Here is a 3109-nt window from a genome sequence, read left to right as displayed (position 1 = left end):
CCCGGTGCGTCGGGCAGCAGCAGCGTGTGCGCGTCGGGCGCCTTGACGAAACCCGGCTCGCCCCCGCGCGGCGACGCGTCCATGTGTCCGTCTGCGTCGCTGCTGGCCAGCACCACAAAAGGCGACAGCCCAACGAACTGCACCGCATGCGCGTCCAGCGTCGGGATTTCTTTTTTGAGCGCGCGCTCTCGGGCGGGGCCGTACAGCTCGCGCAGGGCGGTGAGGGTGGTGATGTGTGGGGCAGCCATAGGTGGGTTGCTTCTGTGTGGCGATGTACCCAAATTGGGTTGGTTCATACCCATTTTGGGTATTTGGCAAGGGCGAGCTATGGATATTTAGGCCACCACGGTTGGGTACGCGCTTATTTGTCCTGTATCAGTTCCAGCTGGACTTTGAGTGTGGGCAGGGCTGTTTGCAACGTGCCCCAAACCACGGCAAGGTCGATGTCGAAATAACCGTGTGCAATGCGGTTGCGCATGCCGCGCATGCTTCGCCATGGAATTTCCGCATGCTCTGCGGCAAATTCAGGGTGCTGGTCCATGACCTTTGTGGCCGCTTCACCCAACACAATCAGGCTCATCACCACCGCCTGCTGGGTGCGCTTGTCCTGCTCGAAATCGGGTTGCGCCATACCTTCTGTGAACGCCTGTGCGTCAGCGATCGCTTGGCGCATGTGACCCAAATAATCGGGCAAACGGTTGATCGTCATAGCGGGCGGGCTTCTTGCACTACAGCATCCCGAAACTTGGCGGGCAAGTCTTTGGGCGTGAGCACATCCACGGACACGCCCAACAAGGTTTGCAACTCGTCTTGCAAGCCACCGAGGTCAAAAAGCGTGGTGCCGGGCAGAGGGTCGACCAACAAATCCAAGTCACTGCCCTCAATGTCATGACCATGCAAAGCCGAACCAAACACGCGCGGGTTGGTCACGCGGTAGCGTGCTGCGGCTTGGCAGACGGCGTCGCGATGTTGGCTGAGTGCTTGGGAGGGGCGCATGGGCGGTAGTTTAAAGCGATTGACCGCCGCTGCCCACTCAGGGTGGCTCGTCTAAAACCCCGACCCCGGCTCACTCAAAAACGCCAGCTCCTCAGGCGTGGACTCGCGGCCCAGGATGGCGTTGCGGTGGGGGTAGCGGCCAAAGCGCTCGATGATGGCTTGGTGGCGCTGCTCGAAGCGCAGGGTGTCTCCCATGCCCAGCTGATCAAACAGGACCACCGCTTGCGCATGCACCAGGGCGGACTCGCTGTGCATGTAGGGCATGTACGCAAAGCTGCGCTGCGCCAAGGGCAGGCTGCGGTCTTGCCCGCTGGCCACCAGCTCTTGTGCCAGCGCCAAGGCCAGCGCGTCTTGCGCAAAGGCGCGTGGCGTGTCGCGGTACACATTACGCGAGAACTGGTCGAGCACCAAGACCTCGGCCAAGCGCCCCTCGGGTGTGGCGCGCCAGGCAAACAACTCACACCGCGCCGCAGCATCCAGCGTGGCACCGAAGCGGGTGCGGATGGCTTCATCCAATGCGGCGTCTTTGGCGAAGTGGTGCTTGGGGGTGAGTTCGGTGAACCAGAAGTGGAGGATGGGGTGGGGTTGCATGACTCAGTTCACCCGACCTTGCCAATTTGAAGGAGGCGCACGCTCATACCGTTTTGACTTGGTATTTGGAAATGACCTCGTTCAAGGGAATGGCTTGAACCTCACCCTGGCGGTAAGCCGCCAACCGGGACTCTGCCTCTTGCGCCCATTGAGCATCCAGAGACTCGTCCCGCTCATCTAGGGTGTCCAGGATCTGATCGACCAAAGCCATGCGCTCGTCGGGGGGCAGTTGTGATGCTTGATCGCAGAGTTGTTTGGCGGTGGGCATGTGGGACTCCAAAGGGCAGGGACAAGTCAGTTTAGCTAAGTTCAGCACACAAGGAAATTCAAGCCGCCCGCTTCTTCAAAGACAGCTTGACGGTGTAACCCAATTTCGCCGCCACGTTGACGAGTGCGTCAAGCGTGAATTTATGGGTGCGGCCCTTCACCAGATCGTTCATGCGCGGTTGGCTGATGCCAGCGCGAGAGGCCTGTGGCGTGCTTCCGACCATAACCCTCCATCCCCCAAACAAGGCAAAAATGAACCCAAAGGCAATCTATTTGCATGATGCTTTTGTCTTTTATGAGTGCTGTATGCTTCGTTGCGTGAATGGGCTTCCACCGTCCAAATTCAGTTTTCAGGTTGGTCACGTATTCGCTTTAAAATGCGCAGAATTCTGCAATGTCCAAGGAGACAGTCATGGGTTTTTCTGCCAGCGATGTCGTGCCATTCACGCAAGCACGTTCCCATCTGTCCGAACTGGCCGACCAGGCCAAGGCTGGCGCAGAAAAGATCATCACCAAAAACGGCGAGAGCTACGTCGCATTGATCGATTCGGACCGACTGGACTACTACCACCGGCTGGAGCGCGAACGCATCCACCTGCTGTTGATCGACGACGCCAAGCGCGGGCTGGCCGACATCGCAGCGGGTCGCACATTTGAAGCAGACGCGGCCCTGGCCCAGCTGCAACAGCAGCGCAAGACCGCCACCAAACGCCCCGCCAAGCAACGTGGCTGATCAGCTTTACCGGGTCGAGCTGACCGCCAGTTTCTTGGAACGCTTGGACGCCATTGAGGCGTTCTTGGTGGAAGCGGATGCTGGCTTTGCGTTCGATGACTTGCTGGCCGAGATTCGCGCCACTGTCATCCCCAACCTGCGGCGCTTTCCGCGCATGGGGCGGCGCTACCTAGCCAACCCACCGCAGTCAGCCGAGGCACTGGCGCTGCTGGCGGCCATGCCTGCGGGCGCTCCCCATGCCCTGCGCGAATACCTGCACGGCGACTACCTGATGCTGTATCTGGTGGAGGATGCAAGCCCCAATGCAGAAGCCACTGTGTACCTGCTGACCATTTGGCACCACCGCCAACTCTCGTTTGACTTTGCACGGCTGTGGCCGTCTGCTCCATCGCCGAATGACTGAACAGCTCTAAACCACAGTGGCCAAAATTCAATCTGAGGAGCAACCCGCATGAGCAGCAAAAAAAACCTCCCCACCATTCGCTCATCTGCAGCCGAATACCTCACCTTTGTGGCCGCCAG

At 59.5% G+C, this 3109-nt stretch carries 8 protein-coding genes; 2 read left to right on the top strand and 6 right to left on the bottom strand.

Annotation, left to right across the window (positions count from 1 at the left end):
* From ACIQ47_RS15750 to ACIQ47_RS15725, 6 genes are all read right to left on the bottom strand, one after another.
* Nucleotides 1-248, bottom strand: a 248-nt coding sequence (locus tag ACIQ47_RS15750; RefSeq protein ID WP_396438983.1) for a pyridoxamine 5'-phosphate oxidase family protein, incomplete at its 3' end; no start/stop codon positions are given.
* 113 nt (nucleotides 249-361) lie between these two features.
* Nucleotides 362-709: a DUF86 domain-containing protein gene (locus ACIQ47_RS15745; protein WP_396438982.1), complete on the bottom strand. Its 348-nt coding sequence runs from the start codon at nucleotides 707-709 to the stop codon at nucleotides 362-364.
* On the bottom strand, nucleotides 706-996 hold the full coding sequence (locus tag ACIQ47_RS15740; protein ID WP_296292608.1) for a nucleotidyltransferase family protein: 291 nt from the start codon (nucleotides 994-996) through the stop codon (nucleotides 706-708). Before ACIQ47_RS15740 ends, ACIQ47_RS15745 begins: the two co-directional genes overlap by 4 nt.
* Nucleotides 997-1047: 51 nt before the next feature.
* Nucleotides 1048-1587, bottom strand: coding sequence for a DUF924 family protein (locus ACIQ47_RS15735; protein WP_396438981.1), 540 nt, complete (start codon nucleotides 1585-1587; stop codon nucleotides 1048-1050).
* Between the two features lie 43 nt (nucleotides 1588-1630).
* Nucleotides 1631-1855, bottom strand: a complete 225-nt coding sequence (locus tag ACIQ47_RS15730; RefSeq protein WP_396438980.1) for an addiction module protein — start codon at nucleotides 1853-1855, stop codon at nucleotides 1631-1633.
* A gap of 58 nt (nucleotides 1856-1913) precedes the next feature.
* Nucleotides 1914-2078: an XRE family transcriptional regulator gene (locus ACIQ47_RS15725; protein WP_396438979.1), complete on the bottom strand. Its 165-nt coding sequence runs from the start codon at nucleotides 2076-2078 to the stop codon at nucleotides 1914-1916.
* A 188-nt stretch (nucleotides 2079-2266) separates the two neighbouring features.
* Between ACIQ47_RS15725 and ACIQ47_RS15720 the strand changes: the two genes are divergently transcribed.
* On the top strand, nucleotides 2267-2587 hold the full coding sequence (locus tag ACIQ47_RS15720) for a type II toxin-antitoxin system Phd/YefM family antitoxin (protein WP_396438978.1): 321 nt from the start codon (nucleotides 2267-2269) through the stop codon (nucleotides 2585-2587).
* Nucleotides 2580-2990 carry a type II toxin-antitoxin system RelE/ParE family toxin gene (locus ACIQ47_RS15715; protein WP_396438977.1) on the top strand — a complete coding sequence of 137 codons (411 nt, stop codon included), beginning with the start codon at nucleotides 2580-2582 and terminating at the stop codon, nucleotides 2988-2990. Before ACIQ47_RS15720 ends, ACIQ47_RS15715 begins: the two co-directional genes overlap by 8 nt.
* The last annotated feature ends 119 nt before the right edge of the window (nucleotides 2991-3109 follow it).

It is taken from the genome of Limnohabitans sp. (assembly GCF_044373035.1).
Taxonomy (GTDB): domain Bacteria; phylum Pseudomonadota; class Gammaproteobacteria; order Burkholderiales; family Burkholderiaceae_C; genus Limnohabitans_A.
This window is presented reverse-complemented; position numbering and strand designations above follow the sequence as displayed.